This is a genomic window from Rhodococcus sp. OAS809 (assembly GCF_040546695.1).
Classification (GTDB): Bacteria; Actinomycetota; Actinomycetes; order Mycobacteriales; family Mycobacteriaceae; genus Rhodococcus_F; species Rhodococcus_F qingshengii.
This window is the reverse complement of record NZ_JBEPOI010000001.1, coordinates 211710-238615: the sequence shown is the minus strand read 5'-3', so window position 1 is coordinate 238615 and position 26906 is coordinate 211710. Positions and strand designations below refer to the sequence as shown.

The following is a 26906-nucleotide window of genomic DNA, read 5'->3' as shown; positions in this document are numbered from 1 at the left end:
CATCGCAGCCAAGGGCGCGCCACGTACCGCGCGGCCCACTCAGGAAGGACGCCAAAACCCATGAATCGCCCCGCATTCGAACTACCCCCGCACGAATCTCGGGTGACACCAATGCGGTCGACGTCGGTGATCGCAGTCGGCTCGGCATTGTCGGCATCTGTTCCGGCGTTGATATTGACCGGATCCGTCGCCGTGAGTGTGGGAGTCGCGACGCTTGTCGTGATCTGTATCGGAATCGCTGCTCTCGTGATTTGACGGTTCGACCGAGCCGCTCCGAAGTTCGTCTCTATCAGCAAGGAATTTCACATGACCGTCTCGACTTCATCAAACTCGCGACCGACTGTGCGCAGCGGTTCCATGAGTACTACGGAGATCAAGTCTCGGATCGAGGCAATGTACGCCGACCGGGGCCCTATCGCCCCGAAAAAGGCCAGAGGAAAGGCCTGACGGCTACCTACCCGCTTCGGGGGTCGGACCTGTCCTTCGGTCTGCCGGTGACGATAGTTGCCCCATTGTCGAACACATCGTATGAGAGGATTTGGGACGTCCTCGGCGTAGCCAGGAGTAGCGAGATGCGGGGTCGGCGGGGCGATGCGACCCGTGGTCTCGGTACGCATCCAGCGGTTGGGTTCGTACGACCCGCGTCCTCAGTGTCCCGGCAACGTCTTCCGACTTCATTCGTCGCGGTGCGGCACAGCACGCGTTGGGCGGATGCGACGGCCGCGAGAGGCCGACCTCAAGCGCAATATTCCGTGCGCCGGGTCGATGATCGTTGCGTCGGGGCCGCCGGGCGGGGGTGCGCCGGATACCGTCGAATCGAACGGTCGCCCCGCCACAGCCTTCCGGCAGGGTACGAGACCGATTCGAGCGCGAGGTAATTGACGATCGGTTTGCGTACGTGCTGTTCGGGGAATGGGCGTGTGCATGGTGCCAGAACCGAGGAGTCGATGATGATCGTGCGTTTACCCGGTGTATATCCACCTCAACAGGACACATCCTTGCTCAACGATGCCCTCTTGGCGCATAGTCTGACACCGCGCACTCGGGTGTTGGATTTGTGCGCCGGTACAGGCGCGTTGTCGGTCGCCGCGGCCAAGGCGGGGGCCGGGCACGTTGTCGCCGTGGACATTGCTCGCCGGGCGTGTCTGAATGCGCGACTCAATGCGGTCGTTGCCGGAAAGCGTATCGATGTTCGGCGAGGTGATCTGACGGCGGCGGTGCAGGGCGAGTTGTTCGATGTCGTCGTTTCCAACCCGCCGTATGTTCCGGCGTGGGGCGATGAGTTGCCTACGACCGGTATCGAGCGTGCGTGGGACGCCGGGAAAGACGGGCGGGCATTACTTGACAGGATCGCGCTGTCTTGCGCTGAAGTGTTGGCTCCGGGTGGGACGTTACTGTTGCTGCAGTCAGCGCTGTGTGGTGTGCAGAAGACGGAGGCAATGTTGGAAGAATGCGGTTTGACGGTGACTGTGGTGGCCAGGAGTTTGGTTCCTTTCGGTCCCGTCATGCGTTCGCGGCGAGCGGTTCTCGAGCAACGGGGTTTGATCGTGGCTGGTCAGGCTACTGAGGAACTCGTGGTTTTCCGCGCCACCAAATCATCTCCTTCGACCAGCACGATGGGATGACGGCGAGGCATCGGGGTGCCGGGACGTCGACGTTGTCGCTCTGGAAATTTTCCGTTCCTGCAGCGGGTGCGAGCGGGACACGACGTCGGTGCAATGCCAGTAACTGGGGAAGGATGCGAACCGTATCCCCGGCAACGGCGTTGATTGCCTGCGGTATCGGGGCGTGGCAGCACAGTAGTTTCGTAGGTAATCGGGATGTCTGCAGTGGGTTTCGAGGCTCGGCGGTTTGCCAGTAAGGCGGTCCGTCGTTGCCGGTGGGAGGCGCAATTGTAAAGCGGGTGGTGCTCGTGCAGAAGTTGGCGCTTGCGCGGTGCGATGCAGGGGCCTTCGTAACCGACGCACACCCTCGGTACTGGGTTCGAAAGTAACCTCCGTTCGCCGATAGGGTTCCTTATTCTCGACGACGAGTCTTTGCCGTTACGAGGGCCGTCGGCGGTCACGATGAGGGCAGGAAGCCGTAGCGTTGCCCGCATCTGGTTGAGCGCCGCGACGTCTTCATCACTGACTTCTGTCGCGGTCACCCAGCAATACTGTCCGCGTAGTCGCCTCGACGGCGGTGACGGTCCTCAGGCGTGAGTGCCGAAGCGGCAGTGTGAGAGTCGGCGGTTCCTCTATCGCTGTAGTCGAATTGTGCGAGGTACGAGGCGAGGACGGCGACGTCACGGTGAAATTTACTCAATACTGCTGACTCGCTTCGACATAACCGCGTCCCAATCTCTGCGGCACCTCGAAGGCATCGTTGTCAGGCATGAGGACGTCCAAACTTCCATTCGGTCCCCACCTGAGGAAGACAGCGCAGTCCCGATTCAGGCGAACCTTAGCATCGCGCCAGGTCAGGCGCTATTGGGCGGGTGCTGGGGTGTGCCATCTTTCCGTCTGACCCAAAACTTACAGCGACTGACCTGGCCCCAAGCCCTCCTGGCGCAACGATAACTTCGGAGTGTCGTTAGCCGTCATATTATCGACCAAACTCCGAGGCCCAGGAGGTCGTCCGCAGCCAAGTGCCAGTCGAACCAACCGATCACTGCCCTAGAGGTTTACGGATAGACGGGTTCACCGGGGTGAGACAACAAACTGACGTTCCTTGGCTGCGTGCATCCCTCCACGGTGCGCCGGGCACACAGGTCGATCACGTCGGAGACGCTTCCCCGCCGTGCCAGTTCTCGACGTTGGACGATCGCGCCATTTCCGCGGGCAAGAACTCTGTTCACCGCGGCCGCGACACGGTCGAGCTCGCCGAGAGCGGTCAGTGTAGGCGCGACATGGTGCATCAGGCGACGGACAGCTTGGCGGGCGGTCACTAGACGGATGGATTTCAAATCGAGTGCCTTGCCATCGAGACCGTCACGAGCGGCCCGCCAGCATGCTGCGCGGAGTAAATCCTGGTCAACAGCCGGGACCGTTTCACCGCTGACCACTGCCTTGGTTGCCATGATGACCAAGGCGTGTACCAGCGTGGCCAGAGTGATCGTCTCCTCTACCGTCGCCGGCACGTCGCTGATCCGAATCTCTACCGTAGGAAGATGATCCGAAAGGCGTGCGTCCCAATAAACCATATGAGGATCAAGGATGAGCCCCGTCTCCAACATCGTTTCCACAACGTCCTCGTAGTGTAGGGCGGACTCGAACCGTGGAGGCGGACCCGCGCTCGGCCATCTGCCGAAAACGATATGCCGCCAGCTTGCGTAGCCGGTATCAACTCCGGCGCAAATAGGCGAATTCGCGGTCAATGCCAAGACTGTGGGCAACCAGGGACGTAGATGATTGATGACCTGAACGGCGCGTTCGCGGTCCTCGACCCCCACATGGATATGGCAACCGCAAATCACACTTGTGGTGAGCGCGCCGTACTGACCCGCCATACGCCGGTACCGCGACGTCGGTGTAATCGCGTCAGGCGGAGGGTCGTAAAACGCTGTCCCGACGGCCAGCAGCTGACAGCCCGCCTCGGCAGCAGCGGTAGCGGCGGCGGCGCGTGATTCGCACAGTTGAGCACGAAGATCGCGGATGTGGGCCCCTATAGACGTCGACGTTTCCACTTGGCAACGGGAAAGTTCACGTTGAAGGGAGACTCCGAGTCCGCGGCCAATGGATCCGACCTCGCTACTGCGCAAACTGGGCCGCCCCGTTCGGGGCTCGCAGAGTAAGAACTCCTCCTCCACCCCCAGCGTCGGTATGCCGGTCGAGAGCAGGTCGGAAGTGAGGTGTGTCATGGCAATCCCTCCGCTGCTTGCGTTTTCGGTGCGGTCGCGGCCCTGAGCCCGCGAATACTAGAAATCTCACCTTCCCGGACAGGGACCGGATCAAACATGGCTCCACCAAATGCCGGTTTGATTCTGCGTTGTCGTGGAAGCCGCTGCGGACCCGGTATCCCGCGGACAGACGAGGAGTGCTCGTCGATGTTGTCCGCACTGGCGATCGACTGTGTGGGGCACCGATGGCGCCCGCACCACGTCGAGCCATGACCATCACCCCCGTCCGTTGCTGCTTCCTTGTCACATTTCAACTCCTCAGTCTGAATGTGAATCTCGGGGAAGCGCCGAAACAGCATGAAAGCGGTCAACGCGACGAATGCACCAATCAGAAAGGAAGCACGCTGCCTGTCCGAGCGCGACTTCGCCCTTTCGTGCCGAAGGACATCAAGACGGTGATTCCTTTCAATCATGCCGGCGGCCGAAGATCCACTTTCTCTCTCCGCCAGTTACTTTCGACCGTGGCTGGCGACCCGCGTGTCGTGTTCTAACACGCCGTTCGGCGCCAGCCTTCGCGCCCTCGATCATGCCCTGCATGCCCGCGCGCGCCAGTGCTCGAAAATCCTGACGCGCCCACTTCTCGCTTCGCCGCGATCGCGACATCGACTGCTGTCTAAACTATTCGGAATCTCGCCACGGGGTTGGCGACTGGAACAGTGACACCGATTGCAGTCACCGACGTCGTCGAAGCCGCGTGGAGCAGATGAGGGGATCTTGGTGGCAGCAGGACCTGTCCGAGGCTCTCCAATTCGGCAAGGACCCGGCTGATCGGTTGCTGAGACTGTCCACGCCGGACATCCACTCGCCCAAGTGGAACATCAAGTTTCGTGCGCAGGATATGACACAGGCTGCCAGTCAACTAAAAGTCTTGCTAACCTCTGCGGCCGCGAAATCCACCCCTTATTACCCTGGCATGCGGTGGCGCGCAATATGCTGAACCGGCTTGTGGCGTTCGAGTCCTGATGTCGAAACGTACTGCGGTTGATGGAGTGAAGGCTGGGTATCAGAGCCCTATGGAGAAAGGGATTTTCACCTTTATTGGCAATGCGACTTTCCTGATCAGGTACGGGAACGTGACCATACTGACCGACCCCAACTTTCTGCACCGCGGCGAGTACGCCTATCTGGGCCATGGGCTCACCTCGAAAAGACTGCACGCGCCTGCATCGACCGTCGACCAACTTCCCCGCCTAGACGCAGTGGTTCTCTCGCACCTGCACGGCGATCACTGGGATCGACGTGCGCAGGCGGGTTTGGACCACGCGTTACCCGTCACCACTGAACACGCTGCGAAAAAGACGTCGTGGTTTCGAAAAAGCAGCCGGGTTGGCGATTTGGGAGTCACGCACGGTCACGGCGGACGGCGACTGGGTTCGCGTCACCGCCGTGCCTGGCCGGCACGGGCCGTCGTGGGCAACCACGGCGCGGATTTAACCGCCGGTGATGGGCAGCATCCTCGAATTCGGTTCCGGCACAGAGCCGCCGAAACTCTGCGTGTACGTCTCCGGGGACACGCTCGCGGTCGAGGATTTGGCGGAGATTCCACGGCGGTATCCGCGCATCCACAGTGGCGTTTTCCATCTGGGTGGGACGAGGCTGCCTTTCGGCGACAAAATACCGTGGGGTGTGACGGTGACCATGGATGGGATCGAGGGAGTGAAAGCGGTGAACTTGATTTCCCCTGACTACGCGATTCCTGTGCACTTCGACGACTACGGAGTGTTCGCATCGCCTTTGAGTGCATTTCTCGACGAAATGGAACAACAGGGGATGTCGGAACGGATTATTCATGTCCCTCGTGGGCAAAGTGTCGAATTCCCGCCCCGCCACGATAAATCCGATACAAAGCATTCCGCTCCTATAGTAATTTACGACCCAGATGGCGACTCTCACCGTCGACGGTTCTTTCGAATGGTGGTGGCTGATTCGCGATGCTCATCGCTTCTGAACTGTCCGCCCTACCTCGTGTGCTGCACATGTTCGTACAGCGGACAGTGCTACATGAGCATCGTGACCGGACGGCGGCGACCGCTGTCCCCGTTCTCTCGCAGCACGTCTCGCGGAGAAGCTCGACGAGACATTGGCACATCACTCAGAAAGTCGCCACACCGAACGCCGCTTACAAGGTCGATTCCAAAACGGATCGAGGACCTCCGCGACGGCGTCGGCGAAGCCAACGCGTAGCGGAAAGCCGACGATCATCTCGATCGACGCACTGCGGGGCGAATCCGGCCAGGACTGCCCGAAGCCGACCACGCCAAGGTCGACGTCGAAAAGCGCTCCTTACGGCCGACTCCGTATGCACGCCAAGAAGGCCAACACAACCGTTGACGACTTCCTGTTCAACGGACGAATCCCTGCCCGCGCCCGCTGAGAGAGTGCCACCCGCTTCAGGATTATGGGGCGAGCGTTCGCTGGAGCTAACGAGGAGCCAGATCGGCCCGCGCGATTCATACCAAATGAAATGGTGAGATCAATGATGTCGGAGGGTGTCGATCAGTTCGCTCTTCTTCAATTTCGAGTACCCGTGCAGGTCGAGTTCTTTGGCTCGCCTTTTCAATTCTTCGACCGTCCATTCTTCGTACGGTGAGGACTTGCCGCCGGATTTACCCACACTTGACCGTCCACGATTGGCAGCCGCGTTGGAAATCCGAGCCGCCTTCTGCTTCGAATCCCCCTTCTTTCGTAGTTCTTCATAGAGCTCTTGATCCTTGAGTTGAGGTTGTGAGTCTTGACGAGCCACGGTGGGTCCTTTCCACGTTGTCTTCCGGCACTGAAGTACCGGCCTCGTTCGAGTGCTACCCGTCGGGCAGGCGATCAAACCGGTAAACAAGGCCGTCACATGCCATCACTCGAAGGCAATGCGGTGGCATCGGGGCTCGGCATTCTTGAGCACAGTTTGAACTGGCGGTAGACGATGACTTCTGTGACGAGTGAGCGAAATTCCCGGTGGCGGTGGGAGTTGCGCGCCAGCGCTACCTCCGGCAGCGTGCGCCGGAACCCCTTCATTCGACTGGATACGCGTCGCGCAGCGTGAGACAATTTCGAGCTGAAGTGCTGCAGGCGTGGGAGGTTCGTTTGGCAGCATTCGTCCCTGTCATCGCCCGTCCAGACGCAGAACGGCGGTGGGTCCAGGGCTGGCCCGACTGCTTGAAGGCGGGCCGCGTCCGTGACAAGCCGGGAAGCTCTCGGTGCTCGACGCTGAAGTTGCCCCCTCGCTGATCCATTGTGAACTGAGCGTCGAGGGTGATCGCGGATATCGGCATGCGCGAAACTGGACTGCACGCTGCCTCTCCGGCAGATTCGGGGCTTTCCTTGCAGCACGGCCGCGATCGGCCCAACGTAGCGGAGAGACCGTCGCGAACCTTTGGGGAGGGGCTCCGCTTGTTCGGTCGGCAGACCAGCACGCATACGGGCGCCTCGGAAGTCCTCGCCGGCCGACGGAATGCTTGGATCAGCTGGACATCGATCGTTGCCACCCTGAACGGGGAGGTCTCCGCGCGGGGTAGGAGCCTTGTTCGTCGATCGGGAACTCGGGGCTGAGTAGGCGCAATTTCCAACATCGAGTAGCCAGGGAGGCTTACCGATGCGCAGCTGCGAGGGATTGTGGGGATCGAAATTGCACGTGGCCCGTGTCTACGGAAAAGCGAAGTTGAACCAAAACCGTTCCCCCGCTGATCGCTCCGGCGTCATCCGGGGTCTGGAGAAGGGCTCATTCTCCGAACGAGAGACTGCCGCAGCGATGGTCGCAGCCGGTCTCGACAACGGTTGACCGTTACGCCGTCGTCGTACGCCTTGTCTAGTCGCACATTCAGGTGAGCGGTTTTCCTCCCGTCACGCCGATGACTTCCCCAGTGGTGTAACTGGATTCGCTAGAGGCGAGAAATACATAGGCGGGGGCAAGCTCGGCCGGCTGACCTGCCCGCCCGAGCGGAACGTCGTCCCCGAACGTCTCGAACTTCTCCTTGGGCATTGTCGCCGGAATCAATGGCGTCCAAATCGGTCCAGGTGCAACGGCATTGACCCGGATTCCCTTTCGTGCGACATCGGCGGCCAGTCCCTTGGTGAAGTCGATGATGCCCGCCTTTGTCGTGGCGTAATCGAGCAGTTCGGGAGATGGGGACGCACCTTGGATGGACGAGGTATTCACGATCGTCGATCCGGGCTTCATCTGCGCGATCGCTGCTTTGGAGAGCCAGAAGAGTGCGTAGAGGTTGGTTTTCATCACACGGTCGAATTGTTCGGTGGTGATATCGGTGATGCCGCCCATCTGCACCATTTGAAACGCGGCGTTGTTCACCAAGATGTCGAGTCCGCCGAGTTCACGCACCGCGGTTTCGACCAAAGCAGAACAGTGTTCCTCGCTTCGGAGATCTCCCGGCACCGAGACGGCTTTGCGACCTGCCTCCTCGACCCAGCGAGCGGTTTCCCGAGCGTCCTGTTCTTCCTCGTCGAGATAACTCAGGACAACGTCCGCGCCTTCTCTGGCAAATGCAATCGCGACCGCACGTCCGATGCCCGAATCCGCTCCGGTGACAATCGCACGCCTTCCTTCGAGTCGACCGCTTCCTCGATAGGTGTTTTCACCGTGGTCGGGAGGAGAAATCATGTCTGCGGTGAGACCGGGGTGTGCGATCTCCGCCTGCCGCTCACGCGCAGGAGCGGGGAACCGCGTGGTCGGGTCCTGCATTGCGTACTGGTCCGGCATATCGATACTCCTCGGGTGACGCAGTTTCTCGTGGGCTTCTGGATGGATGCACTGCACATGCCTCCTTCCCGCCGAATAGAAATCGAAACCTCGGGGTGGCCGGGATCTCACTCGTCCTGGCGCCGACGATCTCGGTGCGTCGACCCCACTTGTTCGTTGTGGTTACTACGCGGTAGGTCGGGGTAGCCCGCGTAGCGGCGGTGGCTCCGCGACCCGCGGAGCACTCGTCGAGCAGAAGCTGAACATCACGTAAAGCACGCACCGACGAAGGGACGACCCCGATATGAGCAACTCCGAAACCACGTCCGCCTTGATCACCCAGTTACGCATCCTCCTCGGTCTGACGCACACCGAGATCCAGGTCGCCGAAACGCGCGTCGCACAGGCCAGAACCGAGTCTATTCGACGCGAACTCACGGAAAACGCAGAGAACGGCCGTGAAAGGGCGAGTTCCATCGAGTCCACTGTTCGCGATCTGGGGGGCGTGCCGGAATTGGTCGGTCCGTTCCTCGGACGCGCGACAGCCGGAGTGAAAGCGATGGTCGAACAGGCTCAGCCCTTCGACGAAGCGGTATTGGGAGACCTTGCGCTCGAACATCAACTCCTCGACCGCTCCCGCTACCTCAAGGCCCTGGCCACTGCCGGCGGCGATCAGACCGTCGCGGCGTTGGCCGACCGCCTCATCACTGCACACTCCGCGACCGTGGACTGGCTCACGACTGTCTTGGCCGAAGAGGCACTCGGTGGACCGGCAGCTTTGCGCCGCACACCGATGCAAGCTGCCACCGGCGCGGCGATACGGCTGGTCAACGTTCCGGTCTCCTGGTCGACCCGCAGTCTCGACCGTGCCATCGACGCTGTTCGCACCTCACCGCCGGTACTGGGTGAGCTGATCAGCTGGGGCGCATATGCCGGTGACGTGACTGTGAAAACACTCTCGGCCAGTAGGGATGCGGCCATCGCCACGGCTGAGAAGGTCACTCGCCGAGAAGGTGCTGACGGTGCCGCGGATGTCTTCCGTTCGGTACGGAAGTCGAGTGGGTTACTCGACCCCGCTGAACTTCCCATCGAAGACTTCGACGAACTCAACGTCACCCAAGCCGTCTCCGCGGTCAAGGAACTGACCGACGCCGCACAGGTACGAGACATCGTTGCGTACGAGGAAGCGCACAAGAACCGACACGGCGTCGTATCCGCTGCACAGGCAAGACTCGCAGCGATCGCCCAGGAAGTCGTCGGAATCAACTAGAGCGTCAATCGAGATAGTGGGAGTCTGACACCTGGAACCAGACCCGCGAGCCACGCCTACGGTACCGAACCGAAAGGCACGAAATCTCCATCAACGCGCCTAGCTTGGGTCTCGTCGGGCTCGCCACGAAGAGCTCGCCACGAAGAGAAAGCACGCCCGGTGTGGTGGTCGTGCGCACAGACTCGCTTTCGTGACAACGAGCGGATGAGCTTGAGTGTGTGTACCGATTCCTGTTGGTGGTTTGTCGAACGCATGTCGCGGCACCGCCTCGCCGTGAAGGGCGCCGTTTCTGTTCCGGCACAGCGAGGCGGGAAGCCGGGAAGAATCGAGGAGCACGTTCCACCAAACGGGCCCAACCTATTTCCCACTAGAGGAAGTGAGCGGTCTGGTTGGAGCATTCACCATCCATGACTATCCAACTCTGGTGCGACCGCCCATCGGACATGCCCTTTTGCCGACACCGGATCCGAAACGCCCCCCGCGTAGGTGCGTCTTCGACTTCACCCGTGAACGCGGGCCTGGTCACGGGCCCGCTTTGCGCACGCTCACACCAGCTCAACGCCGTCACCGTCGAGACGTTGTCGACCCGATCGGAAGCGGTCCACTGTCTTCTGCGGGGTAGTTGTACCCGATCTCTGGTGCAGCTACTGCTGGGCCAGTGCTCGGCTGAGTGCTTCGCGGCGGTAGCCATTGATTCGGGTGTTGAGCGCTGCCGCGGGGGCTAGGAGTTCGCCGGCGTGTATGCCGCCTGGATATACATGCATTTCCACTGGAACACCGGCGGCCATCAGGCGGTTGGCGAAAATGATGTCCTCGTCGCGAAAGAGGTCGAGCTCTCCGACATCCAGATAGGTCGGGGGCAGTCCCGAGAGGTCGGCAGCTCGCGCGGGAGCGGCGTACGCACTTACCTGCGCCTCGCCTGTATCCGTGGCGGTCTCGGATGTTTCGCCGAGCAGGTACCGCCACGCTTCGACGTTGAGGTCGCGGTCCCAGATCCCGATGTCGACGATCTCGCGGCTGCTCGGCGTCTCGTTTCGATCGTCGAGCATCGGATAGAGCAAAACCTGGAATGCGATCTCGGGCCCCTTTCTGTCTCAGGCCAGGAGCGCGAGCGCTGCTGCCAACCCACCGCCGGCGCTGCCGCCGTAGAAGGCGATGCGTGCACGGTCGATTTCGAGCCGTGAAGCGTTGTTCCACAACCAGACCAGCGCCGCGTAGCAATCTTCCACGGGTGTCGGATGGGTGTGTTCGGGCGCCAACCGGTATCCGACGGAGACGACGACAGCTCCACCCGTCACGACCTGGGTCAGCGGCGCCGCTTGGCGTTCGTCGGTTTCGATACTGCCGTGATTGAGTCCGCCTCCGTGGATGTACAGGATGGCAGGGCGTGGCGCGGAAGGTTCGTTGCCGGGGCGATACGTTCGGACGCGGATAGATTCACCGAGGTGGCCGGGAATGAACTCGTCGCTGTATGCAATGGACGAGTCAATGGGGTTGGCCGCCAATGCGGCTGCGTTGTTGTCTGCATACATCGTTCGGCGCTGGCTGAGGGTGTAGTTGCGGAAACCGCCTGGGCCGGTGACGGAGAGCGTCGCGTCGAGGCCGGTTCTGACTTCGGGATCGATCCGTGCTCGCAGCGCGCGCGTAGCAGAGTCCTGCGCGATATGTGGTTGCTGCACAACATTATTCATGTCATCTTCACTTTCGGAGAGGGCTGCGGAATCCATGTCGGCGTGCAGCTGACGTCGTGACGAGTGCCGCGACAACCAAAGCGAACGCGGCCCAGGGCAATGAACCCGCATCGGAGGATTCGAGCAGAAGCCCGCCAAGGATGGCGCCGCCGGCGATGCCGATGTTCCAACAGGTCACGACGAGCGATTGAGCGACGTCGCCCGCAACCCCCGCAGCCTCGGCCGATGCTGTTTGCAGAAGGGTGGCGGCGCCGCCGAACGCCAGTCCCCACACCGTCGCACCCACGAAGACGAGCCAAACGGTTTCGCCGACGACCCCCAGACAGAAGCAAGCACCGGCAAAGAGAGCACAACTGACGATCATGAGGGGGCGCAGACGACGATCGATCAGTACGCCGGTGATCGCGATGCTGATCAACGACGCGGCGCCGAACACCAACAGTACTGCGTCGACGTCGTCACGCATGTCGATGCGGGTGAGGAATGGAGCGATGTAGGTGTAGAGAACATTGTGGGCGAGAACGAATGTCAGCGTGACGAACAAGACCGGGACGACACCGGGCAGGCGCAGGGTTCGGCGAACGGGCACACCCGCATTGCGCTCTTGTCCTGGGAAGGCGGGAACGGATCTCATCACCCACACGACGAGCACGACACTGAGTATCGACATTAGCCCGAATGTGTAACGCCAGCCTACGATTTCGGCCAGAAAGGTACCGGCCGGGACACCGATCGCCAACGCCACCGGCGTCCCGACCATCGCCACGGCCATGGCTTTCCCGCGCTGTTCTGCGGGTACCATCCGTCGGGCGTATCCGGCCAGCAGTGCCCACAGCAGCCCTGCGACGACCCCGGCGACGAAGCGGGACAGCATCGTCCAGAAGTAGTCGGTCGAAATGGCGGTGACTGTATTCGCGAAGGCGAATCCGGCGATCGCGACCAGCAGTAGATGCCTTCTGGGCCATCCGAGAGTTGCGCTCGTCAGCGGCACTGCGGCGAGCGCGGAACCGATCGCGTAGATCGTAACTGTTTGTCCTGCAGCTGAACCTGAGACGCCGAGGTCGTGACTCATTCCGGGAAGTACTCCGGCGGGAAGCGCCTCGGTCATGATCGTGACGAACCCCGCCGTCCCCAGCGCCGCCAAGCCTGACAGCGGGAACCGTGTTGATGATTCCACGGTAGAAGCAGAGAGATCAGTGCGAGTCATGAGCGCTATCATTCCTCGTTGACATTGGTGTGAAGGTCAAGCGCCGGTGCACAGAAGTGACAGTGAGGTCAGCCACATGCTTATCGGAGAACTTGCGCAGGAGACGGATACACCCGCCCGATTGCTGCGCTACTACGAGGAACAAGGACTCATCGAACCGCGCCGCCTGGACAATGGGTACCGCGACTATGCCGACTACCTCGTCGATCGAGTCATCCAGATCCGCGGGCTCCTCGACGCAGGCCTGCCGACCCGCATCATCAAGCAGGTTCTGCCCTGCCTGGATAAGCCGCGGACCATCCATTTCTCCGATGCGACACCTGAGATGCTCGCTACCCTCGAACATGAGCGGACCCGCATGAACGAGCGAATCGAAGTGCTCACACGAAATCGGGATGCGATATCCGGCTACCTTCAGGCTGTGAAAGCCCTGGCATGAATATTTTCGCCGGGAGCATGCTTTGGCGGACGTTGTCGAGGACTGGTGGAAGACGGGTGTCAGCGGGAGGTGTGTTCGGAACGGTGCCGCGTGCTCCAGATCGTAGGGTCGGTCTTGTCGCTGTGTTCTCGACCCGGCCCCGAGACGATGGCGCCAGGGTCTTGTCGGTCTTTTGGTGAGTGTCGGCAGGGCCCACTCCCGTAATTCGGTTGATGGCCGCGCAGTGGTCGTGCAGACAGACTTCCGACCGTCGTCGGCATGGCAAGTATGTGCGCTAAAATTATGTACATGTTCGGATTGTATTGACTGTCAATCGATTTCGGTGCTTGTTTGCTGCGAAACTGGTATCACGGGTTGCGCGCGAGGCGCTGGCGGTGGACTGGTCGGACACTGTACTGGGCGGGGGGTGTGTGTCGTGGCTGTTCACTCATGGAGGTGCCGTGCGAGTTCGCGGTTGGCCCGATTTTGTATAGGGCTGTATGTGACATATCAAGGTTCTATGAGTTCGAGGGCGGATATCGTGGCCGAACGGCGGGTGATGTGGATAGTTGCCACATTGTCGGTACTTGCTGTGGCAGCGGGCATCTGCGCGGTGGTGACGTTCAGCATTGCTGTGCAGTCGATCTCCGGTGGTATGGGTCCTGCTGTCGAGGCGAGGGTGTTGGACGTGGAGGACGGTGCCACGCTGGGCCGTTGTGTGCATCCGCGCGCATATACGGTGGGATGGGTGCAGGACGACGTCGAACACATCGAATCGTTCGTCGAGTGCTCCAGCGCGCACGAATACGCTGTGGGGCAGACGGTCAGGTTGTGGCGGGGTTCGAGTGGTCATCTGATCACGTCGAGTCCAGTGCTGGTCGGCTTCTTGAGCGGTGTGTTGTCGCTGACGACAGGAGCGTTGGCGATTTTCGCCGGGCGGAAGGCAGTTCGGGCGGGTTCGCCATGATGCCGTCTATCGGGCTCGGGCCGCAGCGTTTCGCCACCATCGCTGCCGGCGGGAACGAGCAGCGACATCACCGCCCTACGTGCGATCTTCGAGTCTCCCCGCGCGACGGCCGGGCTCTCGGAGACCTTACCTTCGGCGGCATCGGCAGGGGTCGGTAGTTGTTTTTTTTCATGAGGTTGGCGCAGTGGAGGAAGGTCGTCGCTGCTTCTGCGGTTGGCAGACTACCTGCGGAGATGTCGATGTTGAGGCCCGTGATGGTGTCGACGTAGTGCACGGAGTTGACGGCGTCGCGGTATTCGACGCGCGCTGCTGCGGTGTGTGTATTGCTTTCGGTGACGAGTTCGAGTCGGTGCCCTTCGCGCCAGTCCTGGAGTGTTCGTTCGCCTTCGGCCTTGTTCACCCAGACGAGGTAGACGATGTTGCTGTCGGCGAGACCTCGATTCAATGGTGACGCGAAGGAGACGCTGCAGAACAGGTAGAGATCTCCGGCCTGGGTGTTCGACTTGTGAGCAGATGCTGTTCTGGGCCAATGCTGTTGGGAGCGTGGCTCTGACGGCGTCCATCGTGATGTGCGTTCCGCCAGTCAGCGGTGGAGTCGAGAAGTTCGGCGTGGACGGAGTATTTCCATCGATGGTTCCGGGGCCGCAGCTAGTGATGGCGAATGTCGCTGCGGCGAAGGCGATCAGATACCGGGCCCACGTTGTTTTCACAGTTTCCGCTGGCACTGAACAGGACGACATTTCTGCATTGCCCCCCACTAGGCCTTGAGGGTTGCTGAAGCGGCAACAAGCGGGCACGGTTCATATCGACCGTCGTCTGCTCAGAAGCGGTGAAATATTACGACCCACACACCACGGTGAATGTGGATTCGCTGAAGACCTCAACAGGGGCGTATTGGAGCGTCATTGGCGCACGTTTGCTTGGTTGTTCCGAGAGCGTCAAATAGCCACCTGCAACATTATGCTTCGGCGGCCCAGCGTCCGAGCGCGACGATTGCTCCGCGCAGGGCATGCCCACGGTCGGTGAGTGCGTAGGCCCGCGTGTTGTGCCGCAAGGGTAGACGGGTCAGTACGCCGGCCGTTTCGAGCTCGCGCAGGCGGGTTGCGAGCATGTTCGTCGGTACTCCGAGATCGCGCTGCAGATCACCATAGCGTTGCGGCCCGTCGAGCAGCCGCTCCACGATCAGCAGCGCCCACCGTGCTCCCACGACATCGAGGGCCGCGGCGAGGTCGCTCACGCGGTCGTATCGGTGTCCGGCTTCATCCAGAACGGCGAGTAGTGGTAGCCGTCGGGGTCGTCGAACTGGCGCTGGTACATGAAGGGGTAGTCGTCTGTGTCACCGATCCGCCCACCGGCGGCGCCGGCGCGGTCGACGAGCTCGTCGACCGCCTCGCGGCTGCCGAGGTCGAACGAGACCGTAACCTTCGACGGGGTATCGGGTTTGCCGACCAGTTCCTCGACGCCGCCGACGCTGGCGTACATGTCGCGGCTGCCGAGCATGACGTACTGCTCGGGCGCGATCGCGAAGCACGAGACGTTGTGATCGGACATCTCGGTGTTGAGGGTCCAGCCGAGGGCGGTGTAGAAGGTGGTCGCGCGCTCGACGCTCTCGACCGGGCAGGTGATGAACAGGCTCATGCGATCTACACTTGCAAAATGCAAGTGCGCTGTCAAGGGTCAGGTCTTGCGCTCCGGCTGGGGCGGTGCCGCTGGGGAGCGGCCGCCCCAGCAACATTGTCCTTAGGAGAAGGGCTGGGGGTGGCAGTCCCGGCCGCCCTCGAGGCGGCGCAAAGTCTGATCGCTCGCGAACTTCTCAAACGTCATGGCGGGCAAACACGCAAATCGATTCAACGCCTTCGGGAGGAATGAGGAATTCCTCCGTTGTCGACATTCAAGTCGCTGTCGCGTCGCTCCCTTCAGCTCGCTGTCGACGCGCCGGATGGCTTCGATCAGGCCGAGTGTTGCGCGCGATCCGAGCGGCGAAAGCGGTACTGGCGAGCCTAAGCCTGCTTCGACGGGATGCACTGTGTCGTAGGGATCAGACTCTACTGGCCAGAGTTTTCCGGGGATCGGGTGGCGAGTAAGAAGTTCACCGACAGCAAGACAGGGTCCAGAAGTGGCCCATCAGGGCGGGGTTAGGTGTCCGACCTGATGGGCCGTGCGCGCGGTGTCTGGGGAGACAGGCGCGCCGTACAGGGTGGCCACCGGATGTCGGCCCGCGCAGGACCGGTGTTCGGTGGGCCGAGCGCAACGCCACGTCGGGATGACGTTGCGTTGAACGATTATAGCGAATGCGTTGTCCCCCTACGGCTCCCGACTCCACTCTGCGCGGGCGTCTGCATCCGCGCACTCAGGAGAGACGCGATGCGACTGAATCCACCACTATTCAGGCGCGGCACCGGATCTGTTGTCGTGGTGTTGTTGAAGTTCGGCGTTGATGCGACGCGCTTCGGCGAGTTGGTCTTCGAGAATGATGATCCGGCACGCAGCCTCGAGTGGAGTGCCGGCGGCGACGAGTTCGTGTGCGCGGGCGGCCATACGCAGTTGATAGCGCGAGTAGCGGCGGTGCCCACCCGCGGAGCGTTGTGGGGTGAGCAGTTTCGCGGCATCGAGGCTGCGCAGGAACCCTTGCCGCACGCCGAGGAGTTCGGCGGCGTGGCCCATGCTGTAGGCGGGATAGTCTTCGTCGTCGAACTTGCCGGACAGGTCGCCGGCGGGTCTCTCTGCCGAGATGGCGGTCTACTTTCACTTCGAATGGACGGGGCCCCCGGCGCGGGGGTGCGCCGGGGGCCGAGACGGGTCGATCTCACTCACTGAACCAACAACTGCACTCTTCGAGCTTCCGAACGCACACACCATGTCCGGTAGCCCGTTTGAAGGGGGCGCCGGGACCTGAACTACACACTCACAACAACTTTCGGCCCCGGCACGTCCCTACCTTGCGGTACTGCTTGCGGGTAGTTCGTCTCTCCCGCACCTCTTGATTTCGTTCCTGCGAGAAAAAGATACAACACGCCATGTGAGAATGTCTACCCTCTCAGCGATAGATTTTTTCGTCTCGCGAGGTCACCTTCGTTGAACCAGAAAAGGCCTGGAAAACGGCGACTTCGACGAGCCCAGTTCAGCGGCACAGCACCTCAATTGCGTTGGGCTTTGAGTACTTGGATGAACTGAGTTCGGCGAAATCAGCGAACTTTGTCTGACGATCGTGGGGCTGTAAGCGGCAGCGAAATGCGCTCGTAGCGCTGAGCTGGGGCCGATCTCCGGACTTCTGAACTCGAGGACATGAACGGCGGTGCCTATGCGGATGCGTGAGGTGTCGACATTCCGGCCTAATGTTGGGTGCTTGGGTGCTGTGGTTGGTCGGGTTGTTTCTCAGGGCGCCCAAGGCGCAGCTGGCGTGCGAGGAAGAGCGGGTAGCAGCACCACACTGTGATTGCCAGAAGTACGGCGCAGCCGCCGGCGATCAGGCCTGTGGTTCTGTTGACTACTACGTCGAAAGTCAAGGTGAGAACGCCGGTCAGTGCGCCGCCGAGTAGGAGAAGGCCGGTGACGGCGAATCGTTGGCCCTGCTCGACGAGGACGGGGAGGGCGTGACGCCTGAAGAGTAGGCGGTGCATGGCGACAGGTGACACGAGCACGATCGTCGCTGCCGTCGACATTGCCAGCGTGATCAGGTACAAGTCCTTCTCGAAAGCTTGCAGAACCGAGAAGCGTTGTTGGAAAGGCAATGTCAGGAGGAAGCCGGTGAGGATCTGCATGCCGGTCTGGACTACCCGGAGCTCTTGGAGGATGTGGGACCAGTTGCGGTCGAGACGTTGGGTGGGTGTCTCGTGGCGGACGCGATAGTTCCATTCTGAATCAGCGTGTGGCGGTGAGGTGGCCTCGGGACGCGGCCGTAGCGGCCGGTTTCCGTCGCCGGCTGGTGCGTGTCCAATGCTCATCTGCGTGAGCTACCCGCTCAGTGCGTGGGGAAAACGGGCCTCGGTCGCCACGTGCGGCGTTGGGTACGCAGCGATGGGTGTGGTGAGCTGTTCGCAGGGATCGTTCGGCGTGTTGAGCTGACGGGCTTTCGCAAGCCTCCGACATGAATGTCGTTGCTCTGGTGATCCTACTAGGCAGCGCCCGGAAGACGAGTTTGCCCAGAGCCGAAGGAAGCCATCATGACGAAGCCTCCGCAGGATCGATGAGTCGGAAAATTGACGGCAGACCTGGCTGGCCGGATGTGGTCGGACGGCGAGCAAGAAGAGGGGCGGTGAGGCGATCATGGGTAGCAAGGCTGGGGGTGCCCGGGTGGGCGTGGAACAGGCGGTGATTGCTCCGTGTCGGTCACACGATCCGGAATGGTGGTTCTCTTCGGCGCGTGAGGAGCTGTCGAAGGCGATGTCGTTGTGTCGCAGTTGTTCTCACACGACGGAGTGTTTGGCGGGCGCTCTCGCCCGCGGGGAGGCGGCAGGGGTGTGGGGTGGCCGCTACCTGGTGGAGGGGCGGATTGCTGCTGTGCCGGGCCCATGGCTTCCCTCTCGTGGGAGCGTCCGGTTGTCCGTTTCCCGGAGCAGAAATGACGAGGGAAGAGGATAGAGCCTGGTCACGAAAAGAACCGTGTGGCCGCCCACAGCTAGGGGCGTGGCGAACCGGTCGGGCGCTTCTGGATCGGTGACTGTCGTCATGTGCGGGCGTTCGTGCTGCGCGTCAGGTTGGCTAAACATGGGGATTGGGGTTCGTCGATGTAGCTGGGCACTGTGTCCTGCGAGTACGGCGGGTTGAGGCGGTCGAAGATCTCGAAAGTTCCCTACCTCGCTGATAGTGGGGGTTGTCGGCATTCCCTGCTGGGCGCGAGGATCGAAACAAGCGGAACGCCATGGAACACGAAGCGGCTGCCCTCGACGTCGATGAGGAGGTCGGAGGGCAGCGTTCCGACGGATGTGTCAGCTGATCCCGATACCTCCGCCGAACGTGACGGACAGTCATTTGACGAAGGCTGCGAAGGCCACGTTGAAGTCGATTCCGGCCGAACCCATGATCCTCACCTCGCCTCACCTCGCACACATGTGGGGGTTTGCGCCCCCGCACTTGGTTCATCGGTTCGGTCCGGCCCCGTGTTAGCGGCTCGAAGTACTCACCACTGCAATGGTGCCCGCGCGCCTGGCAGGCTAGGCGGATATGTCACGTCCAGTGGGACGAAGCGTGCGGGTTCCGTGGCGGCAGATGGTATTTGCTTGTTCACGGTGTTGGGGGAGTTGCGTCGGTTTCGTGCTCGTAGTGGTCGCGGTCGATGACGGTGACCAATGCGGTGCGGAGCACTTTGTGCTCTCCGAAGGTGTAGCCGGGGCGTAGAACGGTGTCAACGACGAGGTCGGTTCCCGCGCCGGGTGGGGTGCCTGTTTCGTGCAGGGTGGGGTCGTATCGGTCGCCGTGTTCGCCGAATGCCGTCACGTCCATGTGCGTCAGGACTGTGCGGATCTTGTGGGCGATGCGGTGTAGCGGTTCGTGTGCGGTGTCGCCGTGTTCGCGGGCCCGGTCCAGGTCGTCGAGGATGTCGAGAAAGTGAGCCGCGGCAGTGGCTTTGGCGTTGTCGGCGATCATCGTGCGATCCCGCTCGACCCGTCGGCGGTAGTTGGCGTATTCGGCTTGCAGTTGGTGCAGGTCATTGGTCAGTTCGGCGACACGGTCGGCATCGCTGCTCGCGAAATCTACCGCCGATTTTGATGCTTTCCGTCGAGTTGTGTCGGCTGGTTGTCGGGGCGCCGGGTTGTCTACGTTTGACTTTCGCTTCCTCGCGGGTGGCGGGGGTGCATCGGTACGAACGTGGCCGGTGTCCGGGTCGATACGTCGGCGGTCGGTGATCGTGATCGGTTCGGGGCGCAGTGCCTGCGTGTCGCTGTATCCGCGATTCGCAGCTTCCCTCCTCTGATGGCCTGAAGAGTTGTTCATCGCTCTCTCCTCTGCAACGTGATCGCCGGTTGCGCCGACGGTCGGGTCGCTCCCGGGATCTGCCTGCATTTGCGGGTCGGCGGGGCGTTGCCCGCGCAGTCGGCGTGCGGATTCCCTGTGCGGCGGCCCTTTTCGGTCCCTTCAGTTGATTCAACGCCGGTCAGACGAAAGATATGCCGCCCTGAAAGAAGACCCACTGCGCAAAGCATCCAACCCCACCCGATAAACACCCAACACACCCTTGTCTGCTCATGTCTGCGCACCGAGTGAGCCCGTCGCTGTCAGCAGACCGCGAATGCGCTCGAAATAGACCGAATATACACTCGGAGAAAAGGATTCGCTCTAATTGTCGACCCTGGGTAGTCATCGGGTTCAGGGGAGAGTTGCTTTCGGCAGCGTTCGGGTGTGGCGTCGCGGCGCGGGCCACTGCTCTGCACCGGGTCCGTCACCGGCCGGGTTTGGGGCCAGTGCTAGCCCTAATTGTCGCGATGTGACTTTCGGGGGCGGGCGACCACTGGGGGCCTTTCTTCAGAAGCAGAGACCAGTGTGGGGCAAATGGCAGCCTCCCGAGCGCCCGGGAAACGCGATGACGATCGAACAAACGGTGGCGGCTCGGAAGAATTACGAATATCTGGTCCGCGAGCATGGGGCGGAGGAGGTGCGTCGGATCTGACAGACAGATTCCTGCCGTTCGGTGAGGACGATTATGCCGATACCGACAGTCTCGCGGAGTCGGGGTCACCCCGTTAGCCGAGTGTTTCCCGCCGCGGATCCGGGCGTTGACTCCGGCGCGGTAACCGGGGAAGTCCGCGGCCCTTCTCGTCCCGCCTGCCTGTTGGCGCAACACCGACTGAATGAGCACTAGGGCGGGAACTCAGCGGTCGTCGTCGAGGGGGACGGGTATCGATTGTTCGATCAGATCTTCTTCGGGCGGAGGCATTGTGATGTCGAGTTCGGTGGTGAGGGCCTCGGCGTCGACGGCATCCACCGCGACAGCGTCTGGGTCGGCTGGGATGGTTTGTTCGATGTAATCGGCGTCGGGTGTCGCGTCGCGTGCTGCGGGAATGTGGTCGTGTTCCATGACGGTGGTCCCTTCTCTGTCGAGCGATCACGGCCGTTTCTATGTGTCGTGTTTATTTTTCTGGCGTAGGTCGGCGTTATCCGCGCGTAGTCGGGTGTTGTCGCGGCGTAGTAACGCGGTGTTGTCTTCGAGTTCGAGGACTCGTTTGATGCCGACGAGGTTGATGCCGTCGGCAATCAGGTCCGCGATGCGGCCGAGGCGGGTGAGGTCGTCGTCGTTGTAGCGGCGTGTGCCGCCGCGGGTGCGGGTGGGAGTGATCAGGCCGTACTGTTCGTAGAGTCGCAGTGTGCCGGCGGTGAATCCGGAGAGTTCCGATGTCACTGAGATCGCGTACAGGCCAGGGGGTTCGGCGATGGCCGGGTTGCGCGTCATGATGATCCTTCCATCAGAAAATTTTCCGCCTTCACCGTGGATCTGTCAGAAAATACTCTTGATCCGATGTGTGTTGGATGATATACCAAATCTACAGCATCTACTGTAGAAGTTCGGTGGATGCGGTGGTGGTAGTCAGTGAACGGTTCCAGAGATTTTTCCTGGAGGTGACCGAAAATGTTGATGCGCACCGATCCTTTCCGTGACCTCGACCGCTTGACCCGGCAGCTGTTGGGTACTGCGTCGCAGCCGGCGGTGATGCCGATGGATGCCTGGCAGGAAGGTGAGCGGTTCGTCGTCGAGTTCGACCTTCCCGGCATGGATCCGGATTCGCTGGATCTCGATGTGGACCGGAACGTGTTGACGGTGCACGCGGAGCGGCCGGTCCGCGCCGGGGAGGAGGAGATGATTGCGGCCGAGCGTCCGCGGGGTGTGTTCAGTCGTCAACTGTTCCTGGGCGAGAACCTCGACACCGACAATATCGACGCCGGCTACGACGCTGGGGTGCTGAGGTTGACGATCCCGCTCGCAGAGCGGGCCAAGCCCCGCAAGATCGAGATCAGCAGCGCCGGGAACAGCAATGGGAGCAGCAAGGAGGTGGGATACAAGCAAGGGAGCAAGCAGATCGATGCGTGAACAGCATTTCAGAACAGCATGTTTGGTGAGGGTGCAGAGAAAATGGTACGGGTCGATGATGTCGAGAGCGCCCGCATCGCCGAGGACGAGCGTGAAGTAGTCGGCGGGGGCCGGCGCGACCACTCGGGGTGGGAGGGGCTGGATATCCGCCTCTGGCGCGATCTGGAATATGCTGCTGTGATGGGGGATTCGGATCGGATTCTCGCCGATGCGCTCACTCCGGCGGCGTGGGTGTTACTCACCCGGATCGAGGTGGGCGCCTGCGAGGGACCTGTGGGGCCGACCCCGCCGATGATGCTGCCCCGCTTTACGTATCGCGTTCCGGTGACGCGGCCCCGGGCTACCCAACGCTCCCCTCCGCAAGGTTAGGGGGCGTGGGCGGGTTCCTCGTTGTCCGGCCCCCGACGGCGAAGCGAGGAACCCTCGGCCCTAGGAACTCAGGCGCTTCCGCGCTTCCGTAGTGGTTGCCGAGACGCTTACACACTGTGACGTCCCTACGAATACCCGAGCAGTTGTGGGTACAGGCCTTCGACGGTGAAAAGTGCGAGAAGTGTGACCCGGCTCGGCAATCATCTTTTCCGTCGGCAGCGCGAAAGCGCACGTTGTCAGAGTTTTTGTCCGAACGCCATGTGTAGGAGTTATTTTCGACTGACGGTGAGGTCGTGTCATGGAGCGGTACAAGTTCACGTTCGCGGATGAATCGAGTGTCGAGGAATTCTTCGAGTCGGACAACGAGGCGATCGTCGCGGCCACGGCCGCCAACGGCGGCAGTAGTCGGGGGTTGTATGTCCAACGCTACGACCATCGCGGGTTGTTGTTGCCCACAAAACTTCCCCCCGGCGGGCACCGAGGAACACGGTGCCCGATGACCCCCGCTACGAGTGCAGTGCGGGAGCCGACCACCCGGGCGCCGGCGGTGGCCGAATCGGCTGCGGGACTGTAGGGGTGCGGGGCCGCTGCGTTTACAGGACCTGCGGGGCCGCTGCGTTTACAGGACCGCGAGATGGGTAACAGGCGGTGAGATGAGATGAAGGAGTAATCGCATGGATGTCAAAGACCTCGATGTGGTGGTCTGGCCGGAATCCGAGGAACGTGAAGCGTGGTGGCGCGAGATTGTCGGAGCGAGTCAAGATGCACTGTCGGCGACGATGACGCCGAAGCGGCATGTCGAGGACGCACCCCCACAGATTCAGCACGCGGCGTAGATTCGTCGACACCGCGCCGGCCTTGTATGGCGGTGCCGTACCGCTTGTCCCCTTGTGGAGGTTGAAAGTTCCCATCCGGGATGACGCGGCACCTTTAGAGGAGTTAGTTGTGCGTTCTTCCTGGCGGATAGGACGTGCAGGCCCGTCTGGTCGTTACTGACGAACGATTAGATCGATCCTCCGCGTTTCGTCGGAGTCCGCGGTTCTTGTCGGGCAGGATGTGCGAGTTAATTCAATTTCTTACGATGGGCGTTGGCCGTTGCCCGCTTTGACCTCAGGCAGCGCTGAGTGGCTGGGGTGCAGCAGGTCCGAACTTCCGGCGCACGCGGTAGGTCTCGGATAGATGCAGAGCGGCGTATCGATCGGTGAGAGGAGGCGGTAGGTGCGTCACGCGTTGAAGGCAGTATTGGACTGGCTTCGCAGTGGCTACCCGGAGGGTATTCCTGAGAAGGATCATTTCGCGGTGTTGGCTGTCTTACGCCGTCGGCTCAGTGACGCCGAGATCGATCAGGTGGTGGCGCTCTCTGTCGAGCATGCTCATGAGACTCCGGATCGCCACATCAACTACGAGCGTGTTGGTGAGCTGATCGCAGGAACCATTGGTGAGGAACCTTCCGAGGAGGACATCGAACGCGTTACTCGTCGACTCGACGAAGGGGGTGGTCTGTTGGCGCACTCCGAGACGCACGACGGCGAAGAAAGTCGTGCGGCGGATTCCATTTCCCACAACACGCTTCGGAAGTAGTTGTCGTGCAGCAGTTAATGCCGGGGTGCGCCCGCGAGCGGGTGGCTGCGCCTTTCAGCCGTGCGCCATCCACAGTCGGCGCCAAGGACTCGATGAATCTGCGATCCGACGGAATGTAGGTCGGCAATCAGGACCTCGCCGAGGAACGCGACCGGTTGCAGGCTCTGGACGAAATGAGCCGCTGCAAGGAGATACCGCTCGACATCGTGCTGGACGAATTGGACTGTCGGCAGGGAGCGTCGCCTGAGTGTCCCGGAGTTGCGGCGGGTGGAAATGTTCAGTGAGTCGATGCAGTCGAGAAGGCTTGAGTGGGGCGGGATTTGCGGTTAACGCCGCCGTCGGTACGGCCCGATCATCTGGCTGTAATCGCGGAAATTGGCGCGGGATGCCACCCGTAGACGGTTGGCTGTTGTGTGCCTTGGGCCTGGCGGTGATGCTGTGGTGTGGACGGTTCGCCAGCTGTTGGTGACGGCAGCCGGCGAGCGTGCGTATCCCGGTGCTCGGGTGCGTGGGATTCACGCAGACCGTTGCCGGGTGGTCGTGGCCGGGAGTGGGGCCTGTCGGCGACTCGTTGCGTGTGCAGCGCTGCGCCGTCAGGTTGATTACCCGGCTGCGGAGGCGGCGAAACTGGTGCGGTGGAGTGACGGGGCAGATGTGCGGCGCAGCTGTGCATGAGGGTTTTTTGCTGCCGTGTAATGCGAGTATCCGTGATGCTTGATGGTGCTACGTCGCGGGGGACCTGCTCGCCCGTTAGTTCGACGACGATCCTTGGGCCATTGTCGGTGAGGGGATGGGATCGTTCTCGAAATCAACCGATCCATCTGCACAGATGCGTCCGCGAAATGCTGGTTGTCAGACCAAGGCGTACATGGACGGTCCTGCGCATCTCAGTTGAGGATTTCGCCGCGTTCGGTGGAGAGGAGCGCGGTTAGCCGTTCTCTCCAAGTCTGGAGTTGTTCAGGTGTCAGTCGTGTCCACTCGGTGATCTCGTTGATGATGCGTAGTGGGGCGCGACTGCGGTAGGACCGGGTGGGGTTACCGGGGAACTTCTTGTCGGTCACATTCGGGTCGTTCTCGAACGACCCGGTCGGCATGACCGCGTACACCCGTGGGACCGCGTCGCTGTCCGAGAGTTCTGCAGCGATCTCGGCGGCGAGGCCGGCACCATCGACAAGAGCTGTGAAGTAAATGTGGTTCATCACTACCTCGGGGCGGTAGTTCGATGGACGGCCTGCGGTGAGGAATTCACCCACGCGGAGGTTGGCGATCGTGCCATGAAAAAACGGTCCCTCGTCGAGCAGTTCGGACACCTGCAATCCTCTCGTCTATCTGGCTGAGAGGAGTTAGTGTGCCGCATAACCGGGGCCTTGCCGCAAGCCCCTATCGCCGCGGTATTCTGAAGGTGACAAGTGCGGAGAAACTGTCTGCTTTTATTCGCCGGTGGAGGTCTGGCCGAGTTCGGCCGACGTGAACACTGCTTGGTCTGCGGCGGATTTGTATTCGCCGCAACATGTTCTGGTGGTCGAGAAGGACCTCTATCGCCGTCTCCGAAGTTGTCCAAGACTGCACTCCCACAGAATTATTCGAGTCGTTGCTACTCAATTCGGCCCGAGTTCGACATTGGCCTCTCGTGAACGAACGTGAGCGGCCGGTTGTGAACGAACCTGAGTTGCAGGCGATCCTTCCCGCCTTCGCATCCATATCGTCTTTAGCTCGTTGGATGACGCGTGATCGCCGACGCTGTGCGGATCTCCGGCAGTTGCGTTGACTCCGACCGAGGTGCTCCTCGGCGACGTCCGCTTCCGCGGCAACGCGCAGTGAGTATCTCCGATCGCATGACAGCGTTGGGGCTGCGAACCTTCGCACACGATTCGAAAATGACGTGCGCGTGCCGATTTCGCTGGGTGTGAGCTTGGCGGTCGGCGAGGTCGCTCAAGTGCGAGGCCACTGACGTTGGCGGAATGGCGGTGATCGTCGGGTTCGGATGTCAGAGAAGGGTTTCGGGTCGGGCTGGGAGTTGTCCGGTTTCGAGGAAGATGATGCGTCGTCCGATGTCTACGGTGTGGTCGCAGAACCGTTCGTAGAACCGACCGAGGAGGGTGACGTCGACTGCTGCTTGTACTCCGTGTGGCCACCGTGGGGCTTGGGTGACGGTGAACAGTCGCCGGTGCAGTTGGTCCATGACGGTGTCGGCGGCGACCAGTTTTTCGGCGCGTTCGTGGTCGAGGTGGCGGAGTGCCATTTGGGTTTCGGTGGCACGGGCTACCGCTGTCTTTCCGATGTCCTCTATGACTGGCTGTGCTTCGGGTGGGACCGCCGGTGTGGGGTGGCGTAGGCGCGCGATCTTGGCTACATGGGTGGCGAGTCCGCCCATGCGTTGCAGACTGGCGGCGATGTGCAGGCCGCCGACGGTGAATCGCAGGTCGTGGGCGACGGGGGCCTGTAGGGCGAGGAGTGAGAATGCCTGGTGTTCCCAGTCGGCGGCGGCTTGTCGAGGTCGGTGTTCGCGTCGAGTACTCGTTCGGCGGTGGGAAGGTCGGCGTCGAGGAGGGCTGTTGTTGCGTCGGCAATTGCTGTGACGGTCAGAGCGCACATTGAGGCGAGACCGGCAGCGAGGTCGTCGAGGCTGTCGGCGAAGTGTGTGCATCTGCTCACCTTAAGCGTGTCGAATGGTGTGCGACCACGACTGGCAGCAAGGTGCGCCGGCCGATATGGACCCGAACCGAGCCGAGTGCCGAGTCGAAGTCACCACAGGACCAGCGCTCCGGTGCTCGCGGCCATGAAGAACACACGCCGCGACCGCGTCGCAGCGTTGT

27 protein-coding genes and 2 pseudogenes are annotated in these 26906 nt (G+C 61.5%); 13 read left to right on the top strand and 16 right to left on the bottom strand.

Translation table 11 applies throughout. From position 1 onward, the window contains the following. The first annotated feature begins 60 nt into the window (after nt 1-60). A complete protein-coding gene (locus tag ABIE52_RS01135; protein WP_192713086.1) occupies nt 61-255 on the top strand; it encodes a hypothetical protein in 195 nt (64 codons plus the stop codon). Nucleotides 256-950: 695 nt separating this feature from the next. Further along, a complete protein-coding gene (locus tag ABIE52_RS01130; RefSeq protein ID WP_192713186.1) occupies nt 951-1625 on the top strand; it encodes a HemK2/MTQ2 family protein methyltransferase in 675 nt (224 codons plus the stop codon). 1037 nt (nt 1626-2662) lie between these two features. Here ABIE52_RS01130 and ABIE52_RS01125 read toward each other — a convergent pair. After that, nucleotides 2663-3838 (bottom strand): glutamate--cysteine ligase 2, encoded by a 1176-nt coding sequence (locus ABIE52_RS01125; protein ID WP_192713087.1) that lies wholly within the window; start codon nt 3836-3838, stop codon nt 2663-2665. A 1001-nt stretch (nt 3839-4839) separates the two neighbouring features. On the opposite strand from ABIE52_RS01125, the gene ABIE52_RS01120 reads away from it, so the two are divergent. Next, nucleotides 4840-5562: an MBL fold metallo-hydrolase gene (locus ABIE52_RS01120; protein ID WP_354541394.1), complete on the top strand. Its 723-nt coding sequence runs from the start codon at nt 4840-4842 to the stop codon at nt 5560-5562. A 788-nt stretch (nt 5563-6350) separates the two neighbouring features. Here ABIE52_RS01120 and ABIE52_RS01115 read toward each other — a convergent pair. Then, complete coding sequence (locus ABIE52_RS01115; protein ID WP_192713088.1) at nt 6351-6620, bottom strand: DUF7218 family protein; 270 nt, start codon at nt 6618-6620, stop codon at nt 6351-6353. Between the two features lie 843 nt (nt 6621-7463). Between ABIE52_RS01115 and ABIE52_RS01110 the strand changes: the two genes are divergently transcribed. Further along, on the top strand, nt 7464-7649 hold the full coding sequence (locus tag ABIE52_RS01110) for a hypothetical protein (protein ID WP_192713089.1): 186 nt from the start codon (nt 7464-7466) through the stop codon (nt 7647-7649). Between the two features lie 39 nt (nt 7650-7688). Here ABIE52_RS01110 and ABIE52_RS01105 read toward each other — a convergent pair whose 3' ends face one another. Then, nucleotides 7689-8585: an SDR family oxidoreductase gene (locus ABIE52_RS01105; RefSeq protein ID WP_192713090.1), complete on the bottom strand. Its 897-nt coding sequence runs from the start codon at nt 8583-8585 to the stop codon at nt 7689-7691. Between the two features lie 283 nt (nt 8586-8868). Between ABIE52_RS01105 and ABIE52_RS01100 the strand changes: the two genes are divergently transcribed. Next, nucleotides 8869-9834, top strand: coding sequence for a DUF8129 domain-containing protein (locus ABIE52_RS01100; protein ID WP_192713091.1), 966 nt, complete (start codon nt 8869-8871; stop codon nt 9832-9834). 644 nt (nt 9835-10478) lie between these two features. Here ABIE52_RS01100 and ABIE52_RS01095 read toward each other — a convergent pair. Continuing rightward, nucleotides 10479-11366, bottom strand: a pseudogene (locus ABIE52_RS01095) (alpha/beta hydrolase). A 166-nt stretch (nt 11367-11532) separates the two neighbouring features. Then, the gene (locus ABIE52_RS01090) at nt 11533-12732 is read right to left on the bottom strand and encodes an MFS transporter (protein WP_192713092.1); all 1200 of its coding nucleotides are present in this window, start codon (nt 12730-12732) and stop codon (nt 11533-11535) included. Between the two features lie 76 nt (nt 12733-12808). Here ABIE52_RS01090 and ABIE52_RS01085 point away from each other — a divergent pair, with 76 nt between their 5' ends. Then, nucleotides 12809-13171, top strand: coding sequence for a MerR family transcriptional regulator (locus tag ABIE52_RS01085; protein ID WP_080911135.1), 363 nt, complete (start codon nt 12809-12811; stop codon nt 13169-13171). Between the two features lie 499 nt (nt 13172-13670). Further along, entirely contained in the window at nt 13671-14117 is a 447-nt protein-coding gene (locus tag ABIE52_RS01080; protein WP_192713093.1) for a hypothetical protein, read from the top strand. Nucleotides 14118-14184: 67 nt separating this feature from the next. Here the strand turns inward: ABIE52_RS01080 and ABIE52_RS01075 are convergent, their stop codons facing one another. The 5 genes from ABIE52_RS01075 to ABIE52_RS01055 form a co-directional block, all read right to left on the bottom strand. Continuing rightward, complete coding sequence (locus ABIE52_RS01075; RefSeq protein ID WP_192713094.1) at nt 14185-14562, bottom strand: hypothetical protein; 378 nt, start codon at nt 14560-14562, stop codon at nt 14185-14187. Nucleotides 14563-15075: 513 nt separating this feature from the next. Then, nucleotides 15076-15354, bottom strand: a complete 279-nt coding sequence (locus tag ABIE52_RS01070; RefSeq protein ID WP_192713095.1) for a winged helix-turn-helix transcriptional regulator — start codon at nt 15352-15354, stop codon at nt 15076-15078. Further along, nucleotides 15351-15755, bottom strand: a complete 405-nt coding sequence (locus ABIE52_RS01065; RefSeq protein ID WP_073513761.1) for a VOC family protein — start codon at nt 15753-15755, stop codon at nt 15351-15353. Before ABIE52_RS01065 ends, ABIE52_RS01070 begins: the two co-directional genes overlap by 4 nt. Before the next feature lie 744 nt (nt 15756-16499). Then, complete coding sequence (locus ABIE52_RS01060) at nt 16500-16781, bottom strand: MerR family transcriptional regulator (protein ID WP_256065226.1); 282 nt, start codon at nt 16779-16781, stop codon at nt 16500-16502. 668 nt (nt 16782-17449) lie between these two features. Further along, on the bottom strand, nt 17450-18061 hold the full coding sequence (locus ABIE52_RS01055; RefSeq protein ID WP_192713096.1) for a DUF6328 family protein: 612 nt from the start codon (nt 18059-18061) through the stop codon (nt 17450-17452). A 322-nt stretch (nt 18062-18383) separates the two neighbouring features. On the opposite strand from ABIE52_RS01055, the gene ABIE52_RS01050 reads away from it, so the two are divergent. Next, the gene (locus ABIE52_RS01050) at nt 18384-18698 is read left to right on the top strand and encodes a WhiB family transcriptional regulator (RefSeq protein WP_192713097.1); all 315 of its coding nucleotides are present in this window, start codon (nt 18384-18386) and stop codon (nt 18696-18698) included. A 642-nt stretch (nt 18699-19340) separates the two neighbouring features. On the opposite strand, the gene grpE is transcribed toward ABIE52_RS01050, so the two are convergent. From grpE to ABIE52_RS01035, 3 genes are all read right to left on the bottom strand, one after another. Continuing rightward, nucleotides 19341-20051, bottom strand: a complete 711-nt coding sequence (grpE, locus tag ABIE52_RS01045) for a nucleotide exchange factor GrpE (RefSeq protein ID WP_192713098.1) — start codon at nt 20049-20051, stop codon at nt 19341-19343. 874 nt (nt 20052-20925) lie between these two features. After that, nucleotides 20926-21132 (bottom strand): Rv3202a family protein, encoded by a 207-nt coding sequence (locus ABIE52_RS01040; RefSeq protein ID WP_192713099.1) that lies wholly within the window; start codon nt 21130-21132, stop codon nt 20926-20928. Nucleotides 21133-21171: 39 nt separating this feature from the next. Continuing rightward, a complete protein-coding gene (locus tag ABIE52_RS01035; RefSeq protein WP_192713100.1) occupies nt 21172-21504 on the bottom strand; it encodes a MerR family transcriptional regulator in 333 nt (110 codons plus the stop codon). Between the two features lie 177 nt (nt 21505-21681). Here ABIE52_RS01035 and ABIE52_RS01030 point away from each other — a divergent pair, with 177 nt between their 5' ends. The 5 genes from ABIE52_RS01030 to ABIE52_RS01010 all read left to right on the top strand — a co-directional run bounded on the left by ABIE52_RS01030 (nt 21682) and on the right by ABIE52_RS01010 (nt 24090). Beyond that, a complete protein-coding gene (locus ABIE52_RS01030; RefSeq protein ID WP_192713101.1) occupies nt 21682-22140 on the top strand; it encodes an Hsp20/alpha crystallin family protein in 459 nt (152 codons plus the stop codon). Nucleotides 22141-22182: 42 nt separating this feature from the next. Next, entirely contained in the window at nt 22183-22509 is a 327-nt protein-coding gene (locus ABIE52_RS01025) for a hypothetical protein (protein ID WP_354541393.1), read from the top strand. 298 nt (nt 22510-22807) lie between these two features. Beyond that, nucleotides 22808-23083 (top strand): hypothetical protein, encoded by a 276-nt coding sequence (locus ABIE52_RS01020; RefSeq protein ID WP_256065232.1) that lies wholly within the window; start codon nt 22808-22810, stop codon nt 23081-23083. Between the two features lie 100 nt (nt 23084-23183). Beyond that, nucleotides 23184-23345 (top strand): hypothetical protein, encoded by a 162-nt coding sequence (locus ABIE52_RS01015; protein ID WP_157902101.1) that lies wholly within the window; start codon nt 23184-23186, stop codon nt 23343-23345. A 382-nt stretch (nt 23346-23727) separates the two neighbouring features. Then, nucleotides 23728-24090 carry a DUF3349 domain-containing protein gene (locus ABIE52_RS01010; RefSeq protein WP_192713103.1) on the top strand — a complete coding sequence of 121 codons (363 nt, stop codon included), beginning with the start codon at nt 23728-23730 and terminating at the stop codon, nt 24088-24090. A gap of 887 nt (nt 24091-24977) precedes the next feature. On the opposite strand, the gene arr is transcribed toward ABIE52_RS01010, so the two are convergent. The 3 genes and pseudogenes from arr to ABIE52_RS00995 form a co-directional block, all read right to left on the bottom strand. Next, nucleotides 24978-25400: an NAD(+)--rifampin ADP-ribosyltransferase gene (gene arr, locus ABIE52_RS01005; protein WP_192713104.1), complete on the bottom strand. Its 423-nt coding sequence runs from the start codon at nt 25398-25400 to the stop codon at nt 24978-24980. A 677-nt stretch (nt 25401-26077) separates the two neighbouring features. Beyond that, nucleotides 26078-26464, bottom strand: coding sequence for a phosphate signaling complex PhoU family protein (locus ABIE52_RS01000; RefSeq protein WP_354541449.1), 387 nt, complete (start codon nt 26462-26464; stop codon nt 26078-26080). 27 nt (nt 26465-26491) lie between these two features. After that, nucleotides 26492-26737, bottom strand: a pseudogene (locus tag ABIE52_RS00995) (hypothetical protein); the annotation flags it as partial. Nucleotides 26738-26906 lie beyond the last annotated feature (169 nt).

What these genes read in the sequence shown, in the direction of transcription:
- ABIE52_RS01135 (WP_192713086.1), top strand. Translation starts at nt 61, where the DNA reads ATGAATCGCCCCGCATTCGAACTACCCCCGCACGAATCTCGGGTGACA.
- ABIE52_RS01120 (WP_354541394.1), top strand. Translation starts at nt 4,840, where the DNA reads ATGTCGAAACGTACTGCGGTTGATGGAGTGAAGGCTGGGTATCAGAGC.
- ABIE52_RS01055 (WP_192713096.1), bottom strand. Translation starts at nt 18,061, where the DNA reads ATGAGCATTGGACACGCACCAGCCGGCGACGGAAACCGGCCGCTACGG.
- ABIE52_RS01085 (WP_080911135.1), top strand. Translation starts at nt 12,809, where the DNA reads ATGCTTATCGGAGAACTTGCGCAGGAGACGGATACACCCGCCCGATTG.
- ABIE52_RS01090 (WP_192713092.1), bottom strand. Translation starts at nt 12,732, where the DNA reads ATGACTCGCACTGATCTCTCTGCTTCTACCGTGGAATCATCAACACGG.
- ABIE52_RS01050 (WP_192713097.1), top strand. Translation starts at nt 18,384, where the DNA reads ATGGGTAGCAAGGCTGGGGGTGCCCGGGTGGGCGTGGAACAGGCGGTG.
- grpE (WP_192713098.1), bottom strand. Translation starts at nt 20,051, where the DNA reads ATGAACAACTCTTCAGGCCATCAGAGGAGGGAAGCTGCGAATCGCGGA.
- ABIE52_RS01125 (WP_192713087.1), bottom strand. Translation starts at nt 3,838, where the DNA reads ATGACACACCTCACTTCCGACCTGCTCTCGACCGGCATACCGACGCTG.
- ABIE52_RS01025 (WP_354541393.1), top strand. Translation starts at nt 22,183, where the DNA reads ATGGTACGGGTCGATGATGTCGAGAGCGCCCGCATCGCCGAGGACGAG.
- ABIE52_RS01060 (WP_256065226.1), bottom strand. Translation starts at nt 16,781, where the DNA reads ATGGGCCACGCCGCCGAACTCCTCGGCGTGCGGCAAGGGTTCCTGCGC.
- ABIE52_RS01040 (WP_192713099.1), bottom strand. Translation starts at nt 21,132, where the DNA reads ATGGAACACGACCACATTCCCGCAGCACGCGACGCGACACCCGACGCC.
- ABIE52_RS01130 (WP_192713186.1), top strand. Translation starts at nt 951, where the DNA reads ATGATCGTGCGTTTACCCGGTGTATATCCACCTCAACAGGACACATCC.
- ABIE52_RS01105 (WP_192713090.1), bottom strand. Translation starts at nt 8,585, where the DNA reads ATGCCGGACCAGTACGCAATGCAGGACCCGACCACGCGGTTCCCCGCT.
- ABIE52_RS01110 (WP_192713089.1), top strand. Translation starts at nt 7,464, where the DNA reads ATGCGCAGCTGCGAGGGATTGTGGGGATCGAAATTGCACGTGGCCCGT.
- ABIE52_RS01035 (WP_192713100.1), bottom strand. Translation starts at nt 21,504, where the DNA reads ATGACGCGCAACCCGGCCATCGCCGAACCCCCTGGCCTGTACGCGATC.
- ABIE52_RS01000 (WP_354541449.1), bottom strand. Translation starts at nt 26,464, where the DNA reads ATGGGCGGACTCGCCACCCATGTAGCCAAGATCGCGCGCCTACGCCAC.
- ABIE52_RS01030 (WP_192713101.1), top strand. Translation starts at nt 21,682, where the DNA reads ATGTTGATGCGCACCGATCCTTTCCGTGACCTCGACCGCTTGACCCGG.
- ABIE52_RS01080 (WP_192713093.1), top strand. Translation starts at nt 13,671, where the DNA reads ATGAGTTCGAGGGCGGATATCGTGGCCGAACGGCGGGTGATGTGGATA.
- ABIE52_RS01020 (WP_256065232.1), top strand. Translation starts at nt 22,808, where the DNA reads ATGGAGCGGTACAAGTTCACGTTCGCGGATGAATCGAGTGTCGAGGAA.
- ABIE52_RS01015 (WP_157902101.1), top strand. Translation starts at nt 23,184, where the DNA reads ATGGATGTCAAAGACCTCGATGTGGTGGTCTGGCCGGAATCCGAGGAA.
- ABIE52_RS01100 (WP_192713091.1), top strand. Translation starts at nt 8,869, where the DNA reads ATGAGCAACTCCGAAACCACGTCCGCCTTGATCACCCAGTTACGCATC.
- ABIE52_RS01065 (WP_073513761.1), bottom strand. Translation starts at nt 15,755, where the DNA reads ATGAGCCTGTTCATCACCTGCCCGGTCGAGAGCGTCGAGCGCGCGACC.